General features: G+C 69.3%; 14 protein-coding genes and 1 pseudogene. 10 read left to right on the top strand and 5 right to left on the bottom strand.

The genetic code is table 11. The annotated features are described in order from the left end of the window. The first annotated feature begins 143 nt into the window (after window positions 1-143). Both NXI30_26865 and NXI30_26860 read left to right on the top strand, forming a co-directional pair. Window positions 144-1,700: a hypothetical protein gene (locus tag NXI30_26865; protein MCR9097857.1), complete on the top strand. Its 1,557-nt coding sequence runs from the start codon at window positions 144-146 to the stop codon at window positions 1,698-1,700. Continuing rightward, window positions 1,693-3,528 (top strand): sulfatase, encoded by a 1,836-nt coding sequence (locus NXI30_26860; protein ID MCR9097856.1) that lies wholly within the window; start codon window positions 1,693-1,695, stop codon window positions 3,526-3,528. The genes NXI30_26865 and NXI30_26860 overlap by 8 nt, the downstream gene beginning before the upstream one ends. Window positions 3,529-3,571: 43 nt before the next feature. Here NXI30_26860 and NXI30_26855 read toward each other — a convergent pair whose 3' ends face one another. Then, window positions 3,572-3,967, bottom strand: a complete 396-nt coding sequence (locus NXI30_26855) for an EamA family transporter (protein ID MCR9097855.1) — start codon at window positions 3,965-3,967, stop codon at window positions 3,572-3,574. Window positions 3,968-4,130: 163 nt separating this feature from the next. Here NXI30_26855 and NXI30_26850 point away from each other — a divergent pair, with 163 nt between their 5' ends. From NXI30_26850 to NXI30_26835, 4 genes are all read left to right on the top strand, one after another. Continuing rightward, the gene (locus NXI30_26850; GenBank protein MCR9097854.1) at window positions 4,131-5,714 is read left to right on the top strand and encodes a PQQ-dependent sugar dehydrogenase; all 1,584 of its coding nucleotides are present in this window, start codon (window positions 4,131-4,133) and stop codon (window positions 5,712-5,714) included. 419 nt (window positions 5,715-6,133) lie between these two features. Beyond that, window positions 6,134-7,171, top strand: a complete 1,038-nt coding sequence (locus NXI30_26845) for a rod shape-determining protein (protein MCR9097853.1) — start codon at window positions 6,134-6,136, stop codon at window positions 7,169-7,171. 420 nt (window positions 7,172-7,591) lie between these two features. Beyond that, on the top strand, window positions 7,592-8,179 hold the full coding sequence (locus NXI30_26840) for a hypothetical protein (protein MCR9097852.1): 588 nt from the start codon (window positions 7,592-7,594) through the stop codon (window positions 8,177-8,179). Between the two features lie 146 nt (window positions 8,180-8,325). Continuing rightward, on the top strand, window positions 8,326-9,372 hold the full coding sequence (locus NXI30_26835; GenBank protein ID MCR9097851.1) for a hypothetical protein: 1,047 nt from the start codon (window positions 8,326-8,328) through the stop codon (window positions 9,370-9,372). Here the strand turns inward: NXI30_26835 and NXI30_26830 are convergent. Genes NXI30_26830 through NXI30_26815 form a run of 4 tightly spaced genes read right to left on the bottom strand, consistent with a single transcriptional unit; the run spans window position 9,369 to window position 13,254 of the window. Beyond that, on the bottom strand, window positions 9,369-10,028 hold the full coding sequence (locus tag NXI30_26830) for an SCP2 sterol-binding domain-containing protein (protein MCR9097850.1): 660 nt from the start codon (window positions 10,026-10,028) through the stop codon (window positions 9,369-9,371). The genes NXI30_26835 and NXI30_26830 overlap by 4 nt on opposite strands. After that, entirely contained in the window at window positions 10,025-11,044 is a 1,020-nt protein-coding gene (mltG, locus tag NXI30_26825) for an endolytic transglycosylase MltG (protein MCR9097849.1), read from the bottom strand. Before mltG ends, NXI30_26830 begins: the two co-directional genes overlap by 4 nt. Then, window positions 11,041-11,496 carry a Holliday junction resolvase RuvX gene (gene ruvX, locus NXI30_26820; protein MCR9097848.1) on the bottom strand — a complete coding sequence of 152 codons (456 nt, stop codon included), beginning with the start codon at window positions 11,494-11,496 and terminating at the stop codon, window positions 11,041-11,043. The genes mltG and ruvX overlap by 4 nt, the downstream gene beginning before the upstream one ends. Window positions 11,497-11,535: 39 nt before the next feature. After that, a complete protein-coding gene (locus NXI30_26815; protein ID MCR9097847.1) occupies window positions 11,536-13,254 on the bottom strand; it encodes a hypothetical protein in 1,719 nt (572 codons plus the stop codon). 43 nt (window positions 13,255-13,297) lie between these two features. Here NXI30_26815 and NXI30_26810 point away from each other — a divergent pair, with 43 nt between their 5' ends. From NXI30_26810 to NXI30_26795, 4 genes and pseudogenes are all read left to right on the top strand, one after another. Beyond that, on the top strand, window positions 13,298-14,212 hold the full coding sequence (locus tag NXI30_26810) for a phosphatidylglycerophosphatase A (GenBank protein MCR9097846.1): 915 nt from the start codon (window positions 13,298-13,300) through the stop codon (window positions 14,210-14,212). After that, window positions 14,209-15,627 carry a competence/damage-inducible protein A gene (locus NXI30_26805; GenBank protein MCR9097845.1) on the top strand — a complete coding sequence of 473 codons (1,419 nt, stop codon included), beginning with the start codon at window positions 14,209-14,211 and terminating at the stop codon, window positions 15,625-15,627. Before NXI30_26810 ends, NXI30_26805 begins: the two co-directional genes overlap by 4 nt. 116 nt (window positions 15,628-15,743) lie before the next feature. After that, window positions 15,744-16,859, top strand: a complete 1,116-nt coding sequence (gene recA, locus NXI30_26800) for a recombinase RecA (GenBank protein ID MCR9097844.1) — start codon at window positions 15,744-15,746, stop codon at window positions 16,857-16,859. Between the two features lie 335 nt (window positions 16,860-17,194). After that, window positions 17,195-18,151 (top strand): annotated as a pseudogene (locus NXI30_26795) (PilT/PilU family type 4a pilus ATPase). Window positions 18,152-18,297 lie beyond the last annotated feature (146 nt).

The raw sequence follows: 18,297 nt of genomic DNA, 5'->3' as shown, positions 1-18,297 counted from the left end.
CTGCGCGAGAGCGGGAAGGTCGCTGCCGGGATCCCCATCGTAGGGCAGGTGTCGGGGACGTTGTGCGAACCTGCTCACAGTAGGTGGATCGAGACGGGCAGGGACGGTGCGACCGATTCGGGGCGCCCGCGATCGGGGACGAGGTGACGACGGAGCGTTGGATCGAGCGTGGGCTGGTGCTGGCGACGCTCGTCGTGTCGCCGCTGGTCGCGCTGCTCTATCTGCAGCTGCCGCCCTCGATCGACCAGTGGCAGCTCGACTACACGGGCTGGCTCGTCCGCCTCGGCCAGGCCCCCTACGTCGACATCCGCGACGGGAACTGGCCGCTGTCGCATTGGCTCCACGCCGTCTCCGTGGCCTTCTGGGGGCTGGACGAGTTCGGCTGGCGGCGGACGGATGTGGTCATTCTCCTACTTGGTGTGGCGGGCGGCACGCCCCTGGTCGCCCAGCTGGGGGGGCGTGCCGCGGTCCGGTGGTTCTGGTTCCTCCACCCGATCCTCTACATGACCTCCGGCCACTGGTTCGCGGGCCAGCGGGACATCATCGCGGGTCATTTCGGGCTCGCCGCCCTCGCGCTGGCATGGCGGTTCCTGGTGGCGGGCGGCGTCGCTCGGGTCGCGCTCGCCGGCGCGGCCCTGACCGCCGCGGTCCTCGTCAAACCGACCTTCGCGCTCTTCGCCCTCGTCGTGCCCGTCCTGGCCGGCGTCCTCGCCAGGCGCGGCGAGCTCGCGCCGCGTGAGGCGGTGCGGGGGGTCGCGGTCGTCGCCGGCTGGAGCCTCGCCGCGCTGCTCGTCGCGGTGCTCGTCCTCGCGCTCCAGGGCGCCACGCTCTCGGCTTTCTGGGACCACGCCATCGTCGCGATCGTCACGCGGGTGCCCGCCGACTCGGCGCCGCTCGCGGAGCGTTTCGCCACGATCGTCCGCTACTGCGTCGGCGGCTACCACTGGGTGATCGTCGCGGCGATCGTCGCGACCGTCGTCGCGTTCCGGTCCTCGGACCGCGCGCCGCGGACCGCCGCCGGACTCGGGTGGGCGACCGTGATCGTGGGCGTGCTCTCCTATCTCGCCCAGGGGCACGACCTCGTCTACTACGCGGGGCCGATCCTGGTCGGACTCTCTGCCCTGACGGCCGGAGCGCTCGGTCAGGCCACGGGCGCCGTCGCCCGGACGGGGGGCTGGCGTTGGGCGGCGATCGCGCTGATCGGCCTCGCGCTGATCGGGTCGGCCGCGAAGATCCGCACGGCCTTCGGGGACCTCTTCCCCGTTCTGACCGGCGAGCGCGATCGCGCGACCTGGGAAGCGCGCTTCGAGGCCGGCGACGGCGTCGCTCTCGACGACGCCCGCGACATCGCCCGGGAGCTCGCCGCGGCGCTCCCCGCCGATGGCCCGCTCCTCGTCTGGGGACGCGCGAACGTGCTCCACCTCCTGCTCGAGCGCAGACAACCGTCCGGCTTCTATCACCCGCCCCACTTCCAGCGGACCTACCTGCCGGCCAGACTCTTCGAACCGTGGCAGGCGGAGTTCATCGCCGACCTCGAGGCGGATCCGCCGGCGGCGGCCTGGGTGCGCAACGTGACGGATTTCGGCGAGACGCCCGCGAGCCGTTTCCTGACGCGTTGGCTCGACGCCCACTACGTCGCGGGGCGCGCGGTCGGGGCGGGGCGCGTGTACGTGCGACGTCCGGAGGGATCGGATGGCTGAGTCGAATACCGGCGCCCGGCCCTGGCACGCGGTCGCGCTCGGTCTCGCGGCCGCCGCGGCGGAGGCCCTGCTCTGGATCGCGGACGGCCGGGTCGTCCCCGTCTGGGGCGTCCTCGCTCTGGGACTCGCCCTCGGCGTCGCGGGGGCGATCGTGGGCGCGCTCGGGATGCCGCTGGCGCGCGTCCCGTGGGCGCCTCGACTCGCGATCGTGATCGGCTTCGCGTCGGCGGTCGCGCCGCAGGTCGGGAACCTCGTCCGGCGTCTCGATCTGGCGCCCTTCGCCGACGGGCTCGCGACGTCCGTCGCTGCGATCGGGATCGGTGCCTGCGTCGCCGCGCTGCTCGCGTTTCGCCCCGTTCGCGTCGCGCTCGTCGGCGGAGCAGGGCTCGCCGCGGGGATCGCGCTGGCGACCCTGGCCACGCGCGCGGAGCGGCCGCCGCTCGCTCCGCCCGGCGCGCATCCCGACGTCGTGTTCATCGTGATGGACACGACGCGCCGGGACCGACTCTCGCTCTACGGTCACGATCGCGCGACGACCCCGGCCATCGATCGGCTCGCCTCGCGCGCCCGGGTCTACGACGACGCCTGGTCCGCGGCCCCGTGGACACCGCCGAGCCACGCGACCCTCTTCACCGGGCTCCTGCCCGCCGAGCACGGCGTCGACGGGGTCCACGTCCCGGCGTTTCCGGCGGAGCTGCCCTCGCTTCCGGACCGACTCCAGGCGGCGGGCTACCGGACCGCGGGATGGGTCGCGAATCCGAACCTCCTCGGGCCGGGCTGGGAGCGGGGCTTCGACGTCTACGCGCCGCCCTGGTTCGCGGGGCCGCACAGCCTGACCGCGCTGCTCAACCGCGGGCTCATGGGCGGCAAGCCGGCCTGGCTCGACGACGGGGCCAGCGATCGCGTCCTCGCACGGGCGAAGCGCTGGTGGTCGCGAACGAACGATGCGCCGCGCTTTCTCTTCATGAACTTCGTCGATCCCCACGACCCGTACCGTCCGCTCGAAGTCGACACCGAACGTGTCCTGCCCGATGTCGACCGTCAGGCGGCCATGGCGGTCCCTCAGGATCCCCAGCGCTACGCCGTGGATCCCGGGATGACCGACGAGACCCGTGACGCGATCGCGGCGCTCTACGACGCGGAGATCGCTGGTCTCGATCGTCGTCTCGGTGTCTTCTTCGATTGGCTCGAAGAGCGCGGCGAACTGGACGAGACGCTGATCGTGATCACTTCGGATCACGGGGAGCGTCTCGGCGAGCGTGGCCTCCTCGGTCACCTGCTCGTGATGGACCAGCATCTGCTGCGCGTCCCGCTCCTGATCCGTCACCCGCCGAGCATTCCACCGGAGCGGGTCGCCGAGCGCGTCTCCTCCCGCGACGTCGCCGGCGAGATCCTCGAGATCGTCGGGCTCGAGCCACTCCCGCCGCCGGCGGGCGAGGGGCTCTCGCTCTCCGTCGCCCGCGTCCGGCGCGGCGGCGAGACCCCCCTCGTCGCGCAGCATGGTCCATTCGGTTGGTACCTCGACCAGCTCCGCGGTCGCCGCGCAGGCTTCGAATCGCCGCTTGCGATCGGCCACTGGACGCTCACCACCCTGGGTGACCACGTCCTCCTGTGGTCGCCGGACGAGGACGAAGAAGCCGCGATCGTCGTGTCGCTCGAGGGCGACCCGTCCTGGGAGCGGAACCTCGCAGAAGACGCCCCGGAGATCCGCGCGCGCCTGCTCGACGCGGCGCGCGAGGCGCCGCGCTATTCGGCAGAGCCGGCGGTCGCGGGCGAGATCGACGAGGTGCTGAGGGAGCGGCTCCGCGCCCTCGGATACAGCGAGTGACGCGCCCCGGCGAGCGGCCCGGGCGGACGACCCCGTCGGCGCCTCAGCCGCCCCGGGCGATCAGCGCGACGCCGGCGCAGATCAGGAGCAGGCCGCCGATCTTCGAGGCGCTCATGGCGTCGCCGAAGAAGAGATAGGCGAGCCCGAAGACGAGCACGTAGGTCAGGCTCATGAACGGGTAGGCGTAGCTGAGCGGAAAGCGCTGGATCGCGGCCATCCAGAAGAGCGAGGCGACGAACGCGGCGGCCAGGCCGGAGAAGATGAGCGGTCGCGTCAGGATCAGACGGACGAGCTCGGGAAAGGCCGCCAAGCCGGAGGGCAGGGGCGGGAGCCCGGCCATCTGTTGCTTCAGGATCAGCTGGCCGTAGACCGTGAAAGCGATCGTGCCCAGGATCAGCACGTGTCCGGCCAGGTCGAATCGCGAGGTGACGGCGCCCAAGGCGGTTCCTTTCGCGTCGCGCCGGTGCGGCGACGACGAACGTTCGGTTCGATGGACAACCTAGCGGATCCCGCGCGCACGCCCCTCGACGTGCGCTGCGTCACCGGCCTCTCGCTGCGCTGTGCGAATCTTCGAAGGCAATCGATGACGAGGAGGGCGGACGATGAGCCGGATCCCGCTCGGGCTGGCGGCGCTTCTGTGTGGTGCGTGGATCAGCGTGGCTTCCGCGCAGACCACGGGGAATCCGATCCCGACTTCGGCGCCGATCGCGAGCTGGACGATCGAACTCGCGGACGTCGTGACGATTCCCGACAGCGCAGGTCTGCCTCCGCGTCTCGAGGATCTCGTCTGGAACGAGACGACCGGGCTCGCCTACGTCATCGACCAGCGCGGCACGATCCATTCGTTCCCGCTTCCCTCGGCGTCCCCCGTCGCATCGGTCTTCCTGGATCTCGATGCCGCGGTCGGCGATCTCTTCATCGCGAACGAGGCCGGGGTTCGGGCGATGGCCTTCCATCCGGACTTCGGAGACCCGACCGCGCCGGGCTTCCGGAAGCTCTACGTGACGTTCAGCCGGACCGCGCAGGCCCTGCCCGTGGGCGGGCCGGTCGACTTCGCCTCGCCCTCGGGCGTCGACCATCGGACCGTGCTGGCCGAGTGGACGCTCCTGCCGAGCGGCGAGGTCGACCCGGCCTCCTACCGGGAGCTGATGCGGATCGCTCAGCCCTTCGTCAACCACGACGGGGGCGACCTGGGCTTCGACCCGCGCCGCTCGCCCGGGGACGCCGATTACGGCCTGCTCTATCTCGCCCTCGGTGACGGCGGATCCTTCGGCGATCCATTCGGCCTTGCGCAGGACATCGACACGACGCCGACCGCCTATCCCCACGGCAAGATCCTGCGGATCGATCCCCTGCAGGCGGGCACGGCACCGTATTCGGTGCCGGCGTCCAACCCCTTCTTCGGTCAGCCGGATCGGATCGAGGAGATCTGGGCCTACGGCTTTCGCAATCCGCACAAGTTCTTCTGGGATCGCGTCTCCGGTCGGCTCCTGGTGTCGGACATCGGCCAGGGGGTGGTCGAAGAGATCGATCTCGTTCGGCGCGGTCAGAATCACGGGTGGGACGGCCGGGAAGGCGCGTACACCTACGTGAACGGCAGCAGCGTCTCCCCGCTCCCGCCGGAACATCCGAACGACGACTTCGCCTATCCGGTCGCCCAATACGATCACGTGCAGAACGGGCTCACCGGGAACGCCGCGATCGTCGCCGGTCCCGTCTATCGAGGGGCCTCGATTCCCGCGCTCACGGGCACGATGTTCTTCGCCGACTTCGCGACGAGTCCGGGTCCGATCTTCGCCGTCCACGTGAACCAGCTGCTCGAACGGAACGCGTTCGGCGCGATCGGGGCGCTGGAGGACGGACGCCTCGCACCCTACCAAGAAGTGCGGATCCGGGACGGCGGCGTGGACAAGACGTTCCGCGATTTTCTTCGCGACGCGACCGGCAATCCCTTCCTCTCGAGAACGGACACGCGGTTCGCGGAGGGGGACGATGGGGAGATCTACGTGCTGAACAAGCAGGACGGGGTCGTGCGGAGGATCTCGGCGGCGCCGGGCCACCCCGGGCCCTCGTTCTTCGTACCGGTGCTCGGCGGCGTCGGCCCGGCCCTTCTGCTCGGTGGGGCCGTGACCCTCGGTGCCTTCGCGGTGCGCGGTCGGAGACCGACGCCGGGCGGCAACGACTGATCGGACGGTCCGGCGCTGCACAGGGTGTGGCGAGCACGTTGCCCGGGTCGACCCGTCGGAGCGCCATGCCCAGGAAGTCCGTCGTCCAGCCGTCGGGCGTGTGGATCGACCCCACCGTCGGCTGATCGACCGGGATCGAGAGGGCACGCTGCGCCGGCGAGGACACGGGCCCCGTCGGCCGCCTCACAGGAGGCGCGATCTCTCGCCCCATGCGCTCGATTCCGCTCGGGACGGACGCTCTAGGGCGTTCCCCGGAGACGCGCAGTGGACGTTGTGAGCCCGCTCACGAGTGACCGGGGCGAAAAACCCTTTGCCCAGGGCCCCTTTGGGCTCAATCTCTGCGCCTTCTTGCCGATTCAGGAATACGAGACCCGCTTGCCCCCGCTCTGCGGGTCCGTGAATCCAATCGGGAGAAGCGTATGCTGCTCGACGCCATCGCCGGAATGTTCTCGCACGATCTCGCGATCGACCTGGGAACGGCCAACACGCTCGTCTACAGCAAGGGGAAGGGCGTCGTCTGCTCGGAGCCTTCGGTCGTCGCGGTCACGCGGGACACCGGCGGCAAGGCCGCCCGCGTTCGCGCCGTCGGCCACGAAGCGAAGGAGATGCTCGGGCGCACGCCGGGCAACATCGACGCGGTCCGCCCGATCAAGGACGGCGTGATCGCCGACTTCGAGATCACCGAAGCGATGCTCCGCTACTTCATCCAGCGCGCGCACAACCGGCGCACGCTCGCGCGACCGCGGATCGTGATCTGCGTCCCCCCCTGCATCACCAGCGTCGAGAAGCGCGCCGTCCGCGAGTCGGCGCTCTCCGCCGGCGCCCGCGAGGTCTTCCTGATCGAGGAGCCGATGGCGGCGGCGATCGGCGCCGGCCTCGACGTGACCGCGCCGACGGGCAACATGGTCGTCGACATCGGCGGCGGCACGACCGACGTCGCCGTGATCTCGCTCTCGGGCATCGTCACCAGCCGCTCCATCCGGACCGGCGGCGACAAGATGGACGAGGCGATCATCAACTACGTCAAGCGCAAGTACAACATGCTGATCGGCGAGCGGACCGCGGAAGAGGTCAAGATGACGATCGGGTCGGCGTCTCCCGAGAGCTCGATCGAAGAGATGGAGATCAAGGGCCGCGACCTCGTCGCCGGCATCCCGAAGGTCGTGACCACCACGAGCGACGAGATGCGCGAAGCGCTGGTCGAGCCGATCCACGCGATCGTCGAGACGGTCCACCTGACGCTCGAGAAGACGCCGCCGGAGCTCGCCGCCGACATCGTCGACCGCGGCATCATGCTCGTGGGCGGGGGCTCGCTCCTGCGCGATCTCGACCACCTGCTCCGCCAGGAGACGCGGCTTCCCATCCTGCGCAGCGAAGACCCCTACACGGCGGTCGTCCACGGCGCCGGCAAGGCCCTCGACAACATCTCGCTTCTTCGAGAAGTCGCGCTGACCTGATCGCTCCGCTGCTGCGAGAAGTCGCTCTGACCTGATCGCTCCGCTGCTGCGAGAAGTCGCTCTGACCTGATCGCTCCGTTGCTGCGAGAAGTCGCTCTGACCTGATCGCTCCGCTGCAACGGCTTTCGGATCGCCCCGGTCCTCCCTCGCGCGTTGGTTCGCACGCCTTCGCTGCGGCAGGCTTCCGGTTTCCCGCCGACCGGAAGCAGCCTAACAGGCTCGTGACGACGCGATCCGGAAGGCGTTCACCGAACCGCCGGCGACGACACTTCGGGAGCCTCTTTCCCCCGGGATGGAGAATCGTCCGCGATCGGAAATCTCGCGGTTCGGTTACGAAGGATTGCGATCCCCGGTGTCGTTCGCGATTGCCGGCCCGCGGGCGGTGTGAAACGGTCGAGGGGAACTCGTCGAGGTTTTCCCATGCTCCACGCTTCCCGCTCTTCGTCCGCTCGCTCGCTCGCGCGACTCGTCTTCTCCCTCGTACTCTTCCTCGCGGCCCCGGCCGGTGCGGTCGTCTACGACGTCGACCTCGTCGTCACCGGTGCCGGCAACTCCGGCACCGTCGTCGGCACGATCGAGACCGACGGCACGATCGGAACCGGAATTCTTCCCTCGAACATCGTCGCCTTCGAGCTCGCGCTCTCGACCAACGGCAGCACGGTCGTCGCGCAGTTTCCGGGAACCGGCGTGATCGGCGGCGTGAGCGTGTCTCTCGCGGCCACGGCCGACGAGCTGATCTGGCCGCGCGGGGGCAACTCGGCCGGCGAATTCTCCTTCTGTGACGGGAGCTGTTTCGTCGGGAATCCGCGCTTCCGGTTGACGGGCGGCGGACTCATGCTCATCGAGATCCCCGGAGAGCTCGCCGTCTCACAGGGGTTCCCGATCGGGACCGACGTGACGATCGGAACCGCTGCGCCGTCGGTGCCGTTGGGCCCCGCCGTGCCGATCGCGGCGGCGCTCGGGCTCGGGCTCCTGGGAGCGCGGCTCGCGCGAGGGCGACGTCCCTAGGGCACGATCACGGATCGCGGTCTGCGACGTTCGGGCTCGCCCAGCGATCGGGTCGCAGAGCAATGGGTCATCTGTATGAACCGCTTCACGGAACGCCGTGGCGCGCTGCGAGATCCTGAGAGGGACCCGAACGGAGGGCCCTGAGCATGGATTCGCGATTCACCGACCGACGACGCTTCTGGAGTCTGATCCTCTTCCTTTCACTCACGTTCGCCTCGCCGGTCCTGGCCGTCGAGATCACCTTCGATGAAATCGCCGGACAGACGATCGACCTGCATGTCTGCGGGGTGGTCGTCAGCGGATCGGACGACGTCTTGACCGACGCCGGGCTCGGCATCGCCGGCGGGTTCGGGACGTCGATGGTCGACGGCACGGAGTGGATCGAGTTCGAGTTCGACGCCCCACAGCTCGGCGTTCAGATCGACGTCATCGATGCACTCGACATCGATGGAGACGGCATCAGCGGGCGCATGCTCGTCGAAGCCTTCGACGCGACCGGCGCCTCGATGGGCTTCCAGTTGATCCAGGAAGCCGGCACCAAGGATCTCGCAGCGATCTACGGTGGAGCGTCGATGTCCCGCTTCGTCATGACCGCGCTGGGAGACGCGAGCCGCATCACACGCCTCGGATACGACGAGACGGGGGCCGTCGAGATCGATCTCGTCGGTGGAGGCTACGTGGACCTGGCCTACCCGGCGCCGACGATCTGCGGTGTGCGCTTCGTCGGATCGAGTCAGATCTACTTCGTCGATGGCCAGTCCGGGGGCAACGCGGGGATGGGGGTCGTGGGCGGAGAAGATGCACTGATGCTGGACGGCAGCGAGTGGATGCGCCTCGAGTTTCCGTATCCGGTCGACGAGCTCGTGCTCGAGTCGCTGCTCTTCGGGCTGGACGCAGACTTCTTCTACGGCGAAGCCGTGCTCTTCGCGTACGACGATCTGGGCCAGAGCCTCGGGTCGATGTCGCTCCAGCGACATTCGCTCTTCGGGGGGCCCGTGGCGCAGACCGTCGACGTCGTGACCGCGCTCGGGGCAGGGGGAATCAAGGAGATCGAGATCCTCTCCCTGGGAGACGGCCGCCGTCTCGACCGCGTGATCTACGCGCCGGAGCCGAGCATGGGAACCGGTGCCGCGCTGATCTCCCTTGCCGCATTCGCGCGCCGGCGATCGCGAAAGGTCGCCGCGGGAGCCTAGTCCGGCGACATCGCCGCCAGCGCAAGCCCGATCGCCAGGCCCTCGTCTCCTTCGATCGGGACCGAGCCGGCAAGGAAGGCGTCCTGCGCGTCCAGGCGTCCGCTCCGCAGCTGCGCATACGTCTCGGCGTCGAGTCGGATCGTCGCGTCGGACGTCGTGGGGATCGACGGCGGTAGCGACTCGTCCTCGGCGACGCCGAACCAGGCCGTGAGTCCAAAGCCGCCGGCGCCGGTGCGTTCGAGCGAGATGCCGCCTGCGAGCTCGCGCAGGCTTCGGACGCGCTGCGCGGTGATTCGCATGTCGTCGCCCAGGCCAGCGAGCGCGCCGAGGAAGCCCAGCAAGGAGTCTCCGCACGCCTCGTGAAGCGCCGGGAAATCGGCGGCCGTGTGCGCGAGTACCAGGAAGGGCGTGTGTGCGGGCGTCGCGACCGACACCATCTCGCCGCGTTCGATGTCGAACGCGAACCAGCGCTTCTTCGTCGCTTCGGCGACGATGACCACGATCGACGCACGGACCGCCTCCATCTCGGCGAGGATCCGCGCGCCCTGCTCACTGTCGCGGGCCGCCTGTCGTTGGTCGGTCAGCGTCGCGTTGTAGTGTTCAGGAACGCGCTCGAGGTAGAAGAGTTCGATCGCGTCGGCGGCGTCCCGGCTCAACGCCGTCGCCTCCGCCGCTGGTACTCGTCGACGTTGCGTTCGTGCTCGGCGTTGGTGCGGGCGAAGATGTGCGTCCCGTCGTTCTTCGACACGAAGAAGAGATAGGGCGTGTCCGCGGGCTCGACGACGGCGCGGAGCGCGTCGCGTCCCGCGCTTGCGATCGGCCCCGGCGGCAGGCCTCGGATCGAGTACGTGTTGTACGGGTTGCTCGCGTCCTCGAGGTGGATCCGCCTGAGGTTCCCGTCGAAGTTCTCGATCCCGTAGATGACGGTGGGGTCCGTCTGGAGCTTCATGTGCTTCTTCAGTCGGTTGAGGAAGACGGCGGCGATCAGCGGCCGTTCGTGGGCCGCCCCCGTCTCCTTCTCGACGATCGAAGCGAGGGTCGCGTGCTCGCGCATCGAGAGGGGGAAATCCTCGTCGACGGCCACGATCTCGCGCTGGACGGCGAGGAACTGGTCGACCATCGCACGGACGATCCGCTCTTCCGGGAGACCGCGGGCGAAGCGGTAGGTGTCGGGAAAGAGGTAGCCCTCGAGGGTCGGGCCCTCGACGCCGTAACGCTCGGGGCTCTCGGGATCGAAGACGATCGTGAGGAAGCGGTCGGCCTCGGCGAGACCCTCCGCTTCCAGCCGCGCGGCGATCTCCGTCGCGCGGAAGCCCTCCGGAATCACGACGGCGTGGGTCTCGACCCGGCCTTGCGTGAGGGCCTCGAAGATCTTCGGCGTCGACCAGGCCGTCGAGAGGCGGTACTCGCCGATCTTCAGCTTCGAGGCCATGTTCTCGGACTGCGCGAACCAGCGCGCGACCCGCGCATTGCGAATCACGCCGTCGCGCTCGAGCTCCGCGGCGACGCGCCAGAACGAGTCTCCGGACTCGACGAGGTAGGCGACCTCGCGCGCCGCCGCGTCGTTCTCGGCGATCGGCGAGAGCTCGCGCTGGAGCCAGATCCAGCCCGCACCGGCGCCGGCCACGGCGAGCCCGACGAGAACGAGGAGGGCGAGGGCGAGGCGCTTCACGATTCGAGGCCTCCTTCCCGGCCGGCGCTGCCGGACGGATGCTGGGCCAGCCAGGTCTGCAGGAGGATGGAGGCCGCCATCTCGTCGACGGTGCCCTTCGCCCGGCGCTTGTCGCGCTTCTTCGCGGTCGTCGGCGCCAGCAGCCGCTCGGCCTCCTTCGAGGTCCAGCGCTCGTCGAGGGTCTCGACCGGGATCCCCGCGAGCTCCGAGAGCGCTTCCGCGAAGGCGACGGCCTTTTCCGCTGCCGGTCCGCGGCGTCCGTCGAGGTGGAGCGGCAGGCCGACGACGGCGCGCCCGATGCCGCGTTCGTCGATCAGGGCGCGCAGCCGGGCCAGGTCCTTCTTGCGCCCGCGGCTGTCGAGGGTGCCGGCGGGGAACGCGATGGTCCCGTCTTCGTCCGTGACGGCGAGACCGATGCGTTTATGGCCGAGGTCGACTCCGAGGATGCGCACGGCGCGCAGTGTAGCGGCGACGCCCGCGACGCGGACGCGTCAGCCTTCCTCGGTCCGGTCGAGGGCGGCGCACGCCCGGGCGCGGATCGATTGCGTGCTGCGCAGCGAAGCCCGACCGAGACAGCGCCGCGCCTCCCTGGTCGGGAGGATCGCGAGGGCATCGATCGTGACGAGCTGGAGCGCGTGCCAGTGGGCGCGGCGGAGGACCGGGCGGCGCTCGAGGATCGCGCAGAGCCGCGGGACCGCGCGTTCGTCGCCGAGGCGCCCGAGGACCTCGATCAGCGTACAGCCGAGCTTCGTGCGCGTGTCGTGCATGCTCGCCTCGAGGACGTCGAGGAGGATCGGGACGGCTTCGCTGCCGTCGCTGGTGGCGAGGGCTCGGCTGGCCTCCGCGGCGATTTCCTCGAGATCGCTCGACAGCGCATCCTGGAGCGCACGCTTCGATTCCTCACCGGGCAGGAAGCTCAGCGCCCGGATCGTCTCGAGCCGCCGCGAGAGGTCGGGAACGCGCAGGGCCCGGATCAGGACCGGCAGGATCTCGGGGTTCTGGAGCTCTCCGGCGAGCCGGGTCCCCATCCTCGCCCGTTCGACGTCGTGGCCCTCGATGGCGGCGACCAGGGCTGGAATGGACGCCTCGCCCTGGGTGAGGATCAGGCCGCGGAGCGGGGCCGCCCGGTTCGGGTCGGTCTCGCTGGCCAATCGGTCGAGGATCGGGCCGACCGCCGTCTCGCCGAGCTGCAGGAGCAGCGTGGCCGCGCGGACGCCGGCCGTTCCGGCCTGCATGGCCCGCTCGATCAGGAAGTCCAGGCGTTCACCCCGGGCCAGCGCCGCGAAGCTCGCGGCGGCCGCGCGGGCCTGCCCCACCGATCGACCGCCGATTCCGACGGCGTGGTCCGCCAGGACGAGCATCGCGCGGAGACACTCCTCCTCGGCCGACTGCTGCCAGAGGTCCTCCGCCCAGATCACGACGTCGTCGACGCGCCGTCGGTAGTCGTCGTCCTCGAGGGTCGCGTCGAGCTCGATCAGTCGGGCTCGAAGCTTCTCGCCTCGATCGTCGTTGGCGGGGGCCTCGAGCGGTGCGTCGTCGAGGGCGGGTTTCTCCAGCTCGTGCGCCGGCTGTTTGCTTCCTCGCGAAGGCAGCAGGCTCGAGGCCAGGGAGGCGCTGGCGCGGGGGGAGGTCGAGCCGAGGCTCGGCGTGCCGGGCGCGACGTCCGGGTCGATGTCGTTGATGCGGATGCCGCTCGAATCCCGTGCAGCGAGGGTCCGGGCAAGATGGTCCGGACTCGCGAGGCGGTCGTGCCCCTGCCCGAGGAGGTGGAAGAGGCCGGCGAGGGCGGTCCGGGTCAGGGTCGGATCGAGGCGGAGGGACTGGACGCCGTGACGCCGGAACGCCGTCTCCAGATCGTCGATCGGACCCCGGCTCTCGGTCGGCCCGTCCGCGCCCGGGATCGCGAAGCCACGGCCGCCTGCGACGAGGCGGAGCTCGATCGCGCCGGCGCGGTCGAGCTCGCTCCGGACGGCGAGGTGGGCGCGCTCCGCGAGGGGGCGCCTTCGCGGGTCCGTCTCGCCGTAGAAGCGATACCCGCGCTCGACCCGGGCCAGCTCGAGGAGCAGACTCGCGTAGTCGTTCGGCGTGCGGAGCGCCCACTCCGAGGTGGGCGCGCCGGCAGGACTGTCGTCGGTGGAGGTGCGCATCGGTTGCCGGTCCTGGTGGGGTTCATCGGCCTCTCCGGCGAGGGCCTGAACCCCTGCCGGCATCTCCGATCGATCTCCGGTTTTCGTCGATTTTTCGCCTTTTCGATTGACGGCGCTCGACGCTGACGGCTACTTTTCGACCGTTCGACGCCCCCCCGCGACGAAGACGCCGCCGATTCCCCCGATCTGCGGTCCCCATGAGGTGGGATTTCCCATCGCCCCTCGAACCGGTACAGAACCGGCCCTCGCGCCTCGAAGCGACGCGTCGCTGCTCGATCTCCTTCTCGATGGAGCGGCCCGGTGGATCGCCGTCGTCGGCGGCGCAGGTCTCGCTCCCGTCGCGCCCGGCACGATGGGCTCGCTCGTGGCGGCGCTGGCGTTCTTCGCGGTCGCGCGTGCGTCGCTCGGTTCGGAGACCGAGCCCGTGACGCTGCTCGGGATGCTCGCCGTCGCGATCGTCGGGACCTTCGCACTCGGGACCTGGGCTTCCGGACGCGCGGAGCGGATCTTCGGACGGCACGACGACGGTCGGATCGTGATCGACGAGGTCGTGGGCCAGTGGATCGCGCTCGTGCCCGTCACGCTCTTCCTGCCGCGCCTCGATTCTTTTTCGCTGTCGGTGGCGGTCGTGACCGCATTCGTCGCATTCAGGGTGTTCGATATCTGGAAGCCGGGAGCGGTCCGCTGGGCCGAGCGCCGGTTCGAAGGAGGACTCGGGGTGATGGCGGACGACGTGGTGGCGGGCGTGTACGGCGCGCTCGTGGGCGTGCTGCCAACCTGCTTTTTTTTGGTCGCTGAAGGCTCTCTCTTGGTCGCTGATGGCTCTCTTCCAATCGCTGAGGGCTCTCTTCTAGTCGCTGAGGGCTCTCTTCCAATCGCTGAGGGCTCTCTTCTAGTCGCTGAGGGCTCTCTTCCAATCGCTGAGGGCTCTCTTCTAGTCGCTGAGGGCTCTCTTCGCGGGAGCGGAGCGGAGGGTGCCGCCGCAGGGTTCGTCGGTGTGGGTCGGGGAGTCGTCGCGTGAACGCCGAGATCATCACCATCGGCGACGAGTTGATGCGCGGCGAGATCGTCGACTCGAACAAGGCGCGGATCGCGGAGCGGCTGCTGCTCCACGACCTCGACACGCGCCATCAGGTCTCCGTCCTCGACGATCCGGCCGACATGCGCGACGCCTTTCTGCGGGCCGCCGAGCGGAGCGATTTCGTCCTCGTTTCCGGAGGCCTCGGGCCGACGCGGGACGATCTGACGACCGAGGTGCTGGCGGAGACCTTCGGTCGCAAGCTCGAGCTCCACGCGCCGTCCCTCGCGGCGATCGAGGCCTTCTTCTCCCGGGTCGGGCGAGCGATGGTCGATGCGAACAAGAAGCAGGCGTATTTCCCGGAGGAGGCGGACGTCCTCGAGAACCCGATCGGGACCGCGCCGGGCTTCTCGATCCGCGAGGGGCGCGCGACGTTCTTCGCGATGCCCGGGGTGCCGCGTGAGCTCGACCGGATGATGGACGAGCAGGTCCTGCCCCGAATCGCGACGCGGCTCGCCGCCGAGGAAGAGGGGGGAGCGGCCCGCCGGGTCGTCCGCGCCCAGCTCCTCGCGACCTTCGGTCTCGGGGAGTCGACCCTCGAAGAGGAGCTGCGCGACCTGATGCGCGATGGCGAGGTCGAGCTCGGCTTCCGAACGACCTTCCCGGACAACTTCCTGCGCCCGGTCGCCCGGGCGGCGACCGCGGAAGAGGCCGACGCGAAGATCGCCCTGGCGGTGGCCGCGATCCGGGATCGGCTCGGGGCGGTGGTCTACTCCCGGGAAGAGGGGATGGGCTCGGCCGACAGCAAGGACACGATGGAGAGTGTCGTCGGGTATCTGCTGGCGGAGGCCGGCAAGACGGTCGCGACGGCCGAGTCCTGTACCGGCGGTCTGATCGCCGAACGCTTCACCGACGTCCCCGGCTCTTCCGCCTACTTCCTCGGCGGCATGGTCGCGTACACGAACGAAGCGAAGGCGGCGATGCTCGGCGTGCCCGAGGACGTGCTCGAGACCCATGGTGCGGTCTCCGAGCCCGTGGTCCGCGCGATGGCGGAGGGGGTCCGCGAACGCTTCGGGAGCGACTTCGGAATCGCGACCTCGGGAATCTCCGGTCCGACGGGCGGAACGCCCGAGAAGCCGGTCGGCCTGGTCTGGATCGCACTGGCGAGCGAGGCCGGGACCCACGCCGACTCCTTCGTCTTCCAGGTGGACCGGAGCCGACACCGCCGGCTGACGGCCCAGGTCGGCCTCGACTGGATCCGCCGGAGCCTGATCGGCGCTGAGCTCGTCGGACCTTCCTTGTTGCGTCGGGGGGGCGGCGGCTCGGCACCCGGGGCCGGTGGGGCGTCCGGCGGCGCGGAGCGGGGGAGTGCAGGTTCGGGGTCCCCCGCGAGAGGGGCGGGCGACGCCAAGCGCTAGGCGAACGAGATGCAGATCCGCGCGCTCCCGATTCGGGGCGGACGCGGTCGAGAGAGACACGAACGACGACCGGGCAACCGGACATCGAAACGAGACGAGACGAGAGGAGATCCGAGATGGCACGAGGCAAGCAGGCAACGCCGAAGGCGAAGGTGGAACGAGGGGGCGTCGCGGAGGACGCGAAGGCGAAGGCGATCGAGCTCGCCGTCTCGAGTATCGAGAAGCAGTTCGGCAAGGGCGCGATCACGAAGATGACGGACGACGCCGTCGATCACGCGATCCCGTACTTCTCGAGTGGCGCGCCGAGTCTCGACATCGCCCTCGGGATCGGCGGCTTCCCGCGCGGCCGCGTGGTCGAGATCTACGGTCCGGAGTCGAGCGGCAAGACGACGCTCACGCTCCATGCGATCGCCGAGGTCCAGAAGGTCGGCGGTGTCGCCGCGTTCATCGACGCCGAGCACGCGCTCGACGTGAACTACGCGCGCCGTCTCGGCGTGAACGTCGACGAGCTCCTGGTCTCTCAACCCGACACAGGGGAGGAAGCGCTCGAGATCGCGGACGTCCTGCTCCGCAGTGGGGCGATCGACCTGGTGGTCGTCGACTCGGTCGCGGCGCTCGTGCCGCGGGCGGAGATCGAAGGCGAGATGGGCGACACCCACGTCGGTCTCCAGGCGCGGCTGATGAGCCAGGCGCTACGGAAGCTGACGGGGACGGTGTCGAAGTCCGGTGCGACGGTGATCTTCATCAACCAGATCCGGATGAAGATCGGCGTGATGTTCGGGAGCCCCGAGACGACGACGGGCGGCAACGCGCTGAAGTTCTACTCGTCGGTGCGCGTCGACGTCCGTCGGATCGCGGCGATCAAGGAGGGCGACGAGGTCACGGGCAACCGGACGCGCGTCAAGATCGTGAAGAACAAGGTCGCGCCGCCCTTCCGGCAGGCCGAGTTCGACATCATCTACAACGAGGGGATCTCCCGCGAAGGCGACCTGATCGACCTGGGCGTCGACGAGGGGATCGTCGAGAAGAGCGGCTCCTGGTACTCCTACGGAGACGAGCGAATCGGGCAGGGACGCGAGAAGGCGCGCACCTTCCTGAAGGAGAACCCGGACGTCTGCGCTCGGCTCGCGGAGGAGGTCTACCTCGCGAAGGGCCTCAAGCTGGCGGTCCCGGCGAAGGGCCCCGAGGAGACGGCCGAAGACGAGCTCGTCGAGGACGCACCCGAGGCCTGACCTCGATCCGGCCCAGCCCGCTCCATCCTGACGGCGCGCGTTTCGCTCGAGACGCGCGCCGTCGCTCGTTCGGAGGAGGATTCGCGGGGCGAGGTGCCCTCGAGCGCCCGGATCCGCCGAGCGTTGAGCCCGTTCAAGTCATTGAAATGATTTGACTTTTTCGCCCATTTGTCTCTTTCTTCGCGCCACCAGGCCCTGTCCTCCGAGCTGTGGGCATCTCCCCGTCTCGGCCTCAAGGAAGCCTCCTCGGCGGTCGAAAAAGAAGGAGATGGGTCGGACTCCCGGGTCCGATCCCCGGTCGATCCACGAGCGGAATCAGGGGACCAGGGGCTCCGATGGAACTGAACGAGATCTTGAAGGTCGCCATCAAGGGCGGTGCCTCCGACATTCACCTGAAGTCGGGTCTCCCTCCGATGTTCCGCGTCGACGGTGCGCTGGTGCCGCTCAAGAACGGCGAGCGGATCCTGCCCGACGAGCTCCAGAAGATCGCGTTCTCGATCATGAACCCGATCCAGAAGGCACGCTTCGACGAGAATCGCGAAGCCGATCTCGCGTACGGGATCCCCGGCCTCGGTCGCTTCCGCGTGAACGTCTTCCAGCAGCGGGGCACCGTCGGCATCGTCTTCCGCGTCATCCCCTTCGGCGTGAAGACGATCGAGCAGCTCTACCTGCCCAAGGTGATCGAGAAGATCTCCCAGGAGCATCGCGGCCTCGTCCTCGTGACCGGCACCACGGGCTCCGGTAAGTCGACGACCCTCGCCGCGATGATCGAGCACATCAACGCCGAGCGGACGAGCCACATCATGACCGTCGAGGATCCCATCGAGTTCCTCGTTCGCGACCGCCGCTCGATCGTGAACCAGCGCGAGATCGGCGTCGATACCCACTCCTTCTCGTCGGCGCTTCGCGCCGCGCTCCGGCAGGATCCCGACGTGATCCTCGTGGGCGAGATGCGAGATTTCGAGACGATCGAAACGGCGCTGACCGCGGCCGAGACCGGTCACCTCGTCATGTCGACGCTCCATACCCTGGACGCGACGGAGACGATCAACCGCATCATCTCCGTCTTTCCGCCCTACCAGCAGAAGCAGGTGCGGCTCCAGCTCGCGACGATCCTCAAGGCCGTCATCTCTCAGCGCCTCGTGCCCCGCGCCGACGGCAAGGGCCGGGTGCCCGCCCTCGAGGTGCTCGTCTCGACCGCCTTCACGCGGGAGCTCATCGCGGACAAGGACCGCACGAAGGAGCTGCCGGACGCGATCGCCAAGGGCCACACGACCTACGGCATGCAGACTTGCATGCACAAGCACAGCATGGGCACCACCTTGGCTGCACCGGAAGGAAAGCACAAGTTAAAAGCACAACACACTGGAAATCAAAGATGAAGCCCCCAGCAAAAGTAACTTGAGGATGAACGCTCGTCCCGGGTGCGCTGGGCACG

Source organism: bacterium (assembly GCA_024742285.1).
Classification (GTDB): domain Bacteria; phylum Myxococcota_A; class UBA9160; order UBA9160; family UBA4427; genus UBA4427.
This window is presented reverse-complemented; position numbering and strand designations above follow the sequence as displayed.

Bases quoted from the DNA above. Each gene is read 5' to 3' on its own strand.
- recA (MCR9097844.1), top strand. From the start codon at position 15,744: ATGGCACGAGGCAAGCAGGCAACGCCGAAGGCGAAGGTGGAACGAGGG.
- NXI30_26860 (MCR9097856.1), top strand. From the start codon at position 1,693: ATGGCTGAGTCGAATACCGGCGCCCGGCCCTGGCACGCGGTCGCGCTC.
- NXI30_26815 (MCR9097847.1), bottom strand. From the start codon at position 13,254: ATGCCGGCAGGGGTTCAGGCCCTCGCCGGAGAGGCCGATGAACCCCAC.
- NXI30_26840 (MCR9097852.1), top strand. From the start codon at position 7,592: ATGCTCCACGCTTCCCGCTCTTCGTCCGCTCGCTCGCTCGCGCGACTC.
- NXI30_26845 (MCR9097853.1), top strand. From the start codon at position 6,134: ATGCTGCTCGACGCCATCGCCGGAATGTTCTCGCACGATCTCGCGATC.
- NXI30_26850 (MCR9097854.1), top strand. From the start codon at position 4,131: ATGAGCCGGATCCCGCTCGGGCTGGCGGCGCTTCTGTGTGGTGCGTGG.
- NXI30_26835 (MCR9097851.1), top strand. From the start codon at position 8,326: ATGGATTCGCGATTCACCGACCGACGACGCTTCTGGAGTCTGATCCTC.